Here is a 4,348-nt window from a genome sequence, read left to right as displayed (position 1 = left end):
CTCATGCTCACCCTGAGCAAAGAAAACGCCAAAACAAGCAAGATGCCAAACGGTAGTTAGAGCAGAAGCACATGTTCATGCCTTCTTGAGGAGGCTTGGAGATGTGTTTTTTTATTTTATTATTTTTTTGTAGGTTTAAAGCAACTTTTTCTTCTTCCTTAGCGTCAAGGATTATTATGGAATATAGCTTCCAAAAGGAGGAAGATGACTTTGAAAATAGTTAAACAAGCAGGAACGCTAGTACTAGCTTCAAGTTTGCTGTTCACGGCTGCTCCAGCCGTTTGGGCAAGTGAGGTAAGTGTAGACAGCACGAGCATTGCAATACCGGCCTTTCCTGGTGTCATCGATGGCAAAATGTTAGATGCCAAAATTACGAAAGAAGAAGCGATGGAACGGGCTAAAGCGTATATCACGCTGCCTGAAGGTTTCACATTTCAATCGATCAGCTTGAATGCTTACTATGGGATGAACGGCAGAAATCTCCCAACGTGGAACATTAATTATGCGAAAAAAGTTAAAGATCAGAACTACGGGTATTTGAACGTATCGATTAATGGCATGGACGGAACGTTGACGTCCTATTCGATGAATGACAGTGATCCCGACCATAAGCCATCATATCCGCCGAAAGTTGATTTTCTTGCTGCCAAAGATGTTGCTTCCGCCTTTATTACTAAAGTAAATCCAGACAAGCAGAAAGAACTAATTTACGACGATTCGGAAGAAAAAGCGTTCCGCACACCTCTGAATGGGAATTATCAGTATAACATCCGGTTCGACCGATCGGTTGGCGGCGTTCCTTTTGCTGCGAATGGGATGTCGGTAAGTGTGAATGGGGATGGCCAAGTTACGAGCTATAATTTCAACTGGACGGATGACGTTACCTTCGAGCCGAATACGGGGCCAGTTACGAAAGAGAAAGCGGCTCAATTGTTCCACGACAAAGCAGACCTATCACTTCTCTACCAGATTCCATATGGTACCAAAGGCAAGAAATTACCGATTATTTCTTATATGATGGGAGCGTTTTCGCTTAATGCGATAACCGGAGAATTATGGAACCCTGTCCCACATACGGAGGAGTCCAAGCCGTTAACGGACAAACCGCTGGCAGAACGTCCAGCCGCTGCTTTGAACCTAACGAAGGAAGAAGCAGTGAAGAAAGTGAGTACAGTATTCAACCTTTCCTCGGACTATAAGCTCCAAGAGGCTACCTACAATGAAGGGACCAACCCTGAAACCGGGGAAACGAACTCGAATTGGAACTTGAGCTGGAACACAGTCTCTGAGAAGGACCCTACTGGCAAGATTATGGGGAGTGGCGCTTGGGCAAGTGTAAACAACAAAACCGGGGAAATCACGAATTTTAATAGCTATGTGCCGTACAGCCCTGATAACAATAAAGATATCGAAGGTAAAATCTCCTTGGACGATGCGGTAGCCAAAAGCGTAGATTTGATTAAAAAGCAGATTCCTTCTTACACAAATCAGTTGGTGCTCAGTCAGCCATCCGCAAAGGATTATACGGAAGAGCAGCTGAAACATATGCGGAATTGGGATATCCGTTTCAACCGTGTCATTGACGGCGTTAGTGCTGGTGGTGAGGGTGTAACGATCAGCATCGACCGTGTAACCGGTCAAATCATGAACTACCAATTCGGGCTCAGCGACATGCCGTATCCGCAGCAGAAACCAGAGATTCTAGCCCTGGATAAGGCGAAAGAGCTGTGGCTTTCCCAGTTCGACATTAAATTAAACTATGTGCTCGAGAATGGCGGATACAATGGTGTATTGCCAATTGAAAAATACAAAGTTATGGTGGCTGCAGGAGAAATTCCTCCAACAGCAGCAACCAATGCGAATGAGAAATTAGAAGCTAAGCTCGTCTACACGCTCATTCCCAAATTCAGCCGGGAAGCATTCCTCCTTGATGCACAAACTGGGAAATGGAGAAATAGCCAGACAGGTGAAGTCATGACCTTGGATAAAGTGACCGTCAGCGATATCGACAATCACTGGGCTAAGAACGAGCTTCAACTGATGCTGGACTATCAAGCTCTGGATGTACAAGACGGCAAAGTCAACCCAGATCAACTGATTAAGCGGGGCGAGCTGGTCAAAATGCTGGTCATCGCTATGAATGGCGGCAACGGTGGCATTTATTATGGAGCGGAACGCAAAGCCTCCTTTGCGGATGTGAGCAATGCTTCACCTTATTTCGCTTATGTCGAAAATGCGGTCGATCGTGGTTTGCTGGATGTTGGCGCTGATTTCAACCCAGAGGCTACGCTGAGTCGCGAAGAGATGGCACAACTGATCGTTAAGGCACTTGGGTACAAAAGCTTGGCGAAATTCGATGGCGTGTTCAACAGCCAATTCTCGGATGCTGCTGAGGTTAAGCAGGTAGGTACCGCAGCCATTGTGGTAGGGCTTAACATTATGTCCCTCAATGATGGCAAATTTGCTCCGCAGCAAGAAGTGTCAAGGGCTCAAGCAGCAAGCGCGTTTTACCGCTTCTYGCAGAAGCGGGCGGAGCTGCAAGATCAGCCGCGTTACTACTACTAGGCTGGCGTTCTGAAGCTGTCCTGTGAAGTCGGATGGGGCCCGTGTTAAATCGGTATGGAGCCGCCTTGGAGTGGTATGAGTCAATGAGTCCTGCGGGAAGTCAGCAGGGGGCTGGCATGAATTCAGCGCGAAGCCGCCCGACCGTGTCACCCTGTGCCGAAGGGAACTACGAGGCGCTATTTGAGCGAAATAAGCTGATTTCGGGATTTATAGGAACTACAGGGCCTTATTTGTCCTCAAAACGCTCATCTTTACCGTAATTTGGGCCATATAGAGCACTGTAGTTCCCTGGAACTAAAGAAAACAGCGCTTTTTCATCAAATAGAGGATCATAGTTCCCACTGACGCAAAACTCGCATGGTCATTCATCGCAATCAATAAGAAGAGGCTATCTTACAGGTCATAGACCCGCAAGATAGCCCCTTCTTCACGCGCTTATCCAAGTTCTAAAACATTGGAAATACATAATGGACTAAGAAATACAGAACTCCGAAGATGATAATGATGTAAGCTGCATACTTAATGAAGGTGGAGGCTACTAAGCTGGAATCCGATTTTTTCTCTACATGGCGTTCTTCAATGTCAATATTACGTGGCTGAGTCGACATAGTCATCACTCCCTTATAAAGTATCTTGCTAGTTAATACCCGCCACAATTTGGAGTGAAACATCAGCATTCATAAAATGTTCCAATATTATTTTCTTACAGGCGCTCTTCAGTGTGCTACAATAATCTTTAAAATTTATTACGCATGTTGAAGAGAAAGGAAGTAAGAGAAAATGGTTGTTTCCGGAAAAGTAGGTTTGGAAGAAATTATTAGGGCCAATCATGTGCTCAGCAAGGTGATCGAACCATCGCCTCTGCAACGCAATGAGCTGCTCTCTAACTTGTATGAATGTAACGTTTATTTGAAACGTGAAGATATGCAGGTCGTTCGTTCTTTTAAAATTCGCGGAGCGTATAATGTGATCCAAAGTTTGACGCCGGAAGAACGCGAAGCGGGAGTCGTGTGCGCAAGCGCTGGCAACCACGCTCAAGGTGTTGCTTACTCTTGTAAGCAGTTGGGAATTGAAGGGAAAATCTTCATGCCGACGACAACGCCAAGGCAGAAAATTTCACAGGTGAAGTTATTTGGCGGACCTTTTGTAGAAGTGATCCTAACAGGGGATTCTTTCGATGATTCGTCCAATCACGCCAAGGCCTACTGCACTAAAGAGAATAAGGTGTTTATTCACCCTTTTGACGATATTCGCACGATTGCGGGACAAGGGACTGTTGGATTGGAAATCATGAATCAGATGTCCGATATGCCTGACTATATCTTTGCGACCATCGGAGGCGGAGGTCTTGTAGCTGGTGTGGCGACTTATGTGGACAGCGTGTCTCCGCGTACTAAGATCATAGGTGTTGAACCTGAGGGCGCTGCAAGTATGCAGGAGTCGCTCAAACAGGGTAAAGTCGTGACTTTGTCGACCATTGAGAAGTTTGTAGACGGCGCAGCTGTGAAGCAAGTAGGCGAGCTTACTTTTGATATTTGCAAAGAGAAGCTGGACGATATCGTGGTTATCCCTTCAGGCAAGGAATGTACGACGATTCTGGAGCTTTATAACAATAATGCCATCGTCATTGAGCCTGCAGGCGCTCTGCCGGTTGCGGCGCTGGATGCTTACAGGGATCAAATTCGCGGCAAAAACGTGGTTTGCATCATCAGCGGTGGTAATAATGACATTGACCGGATGCAGCAAATCAAAGAAAGATCGCTTGTGTACGAAGGCTTAAAGC

The 4,348-nt window shown here is 46.0% G+C and carries 3 protein-coding genes; 2 read left to right on the top strand and 1 reads right to left on the bottom strand.

Features of this window, described 5'->3' with window-relative positions:
• Positions 1-210 precede the first annotated feature (210 nt).
• Positions 211-2,565, top strand: coding sequence for a YcdB/YcdC domain-containing protein (locus AC1DUA_RS25775; protein WP_477502483.1), 2,355 nt, complete (start codon positions 211-213; stop codon positions 2,563-2,565).
• A 446-nt stretch (positions 2,566-3,011) separates the two neighbouring features.
• Here the strand turns inward: AC1DUA_RS25775 and AC1DUA_RS25770 are convergent, their stop codons facing one another.
• Positions 3,012-3,173, bottom strand: a complete 162-nt coding sequence (locus tag AC1DUA_RS25770; protein WP_186456555.1) for a hypothetical protein — start codon at positions 3,171-3,173, stop codon at positions 3,012-3,014.
• Positions 3,174-3,345: 172 nt separating this feature from the next.
• On the opposite strand from AC1DUA_RS25770, the gene ilvA reads away from it, so the two are divergent.
• Positions 3,346-4,348: threonine ammonia-lyase IlvA (gene ilvA / locus AC1DUA_RS25765; RefSeq protein ID WP_477502482.1), on the top strand; the 1,003-nt coding region annotated here is incomplete at its 3' end.

This window comes from Paenibacillus sp. 01T422 (assembly GCF_056398785.1).
This window is presented reverse-complemented; position numbering and strand designations above follow the sequence as displayed.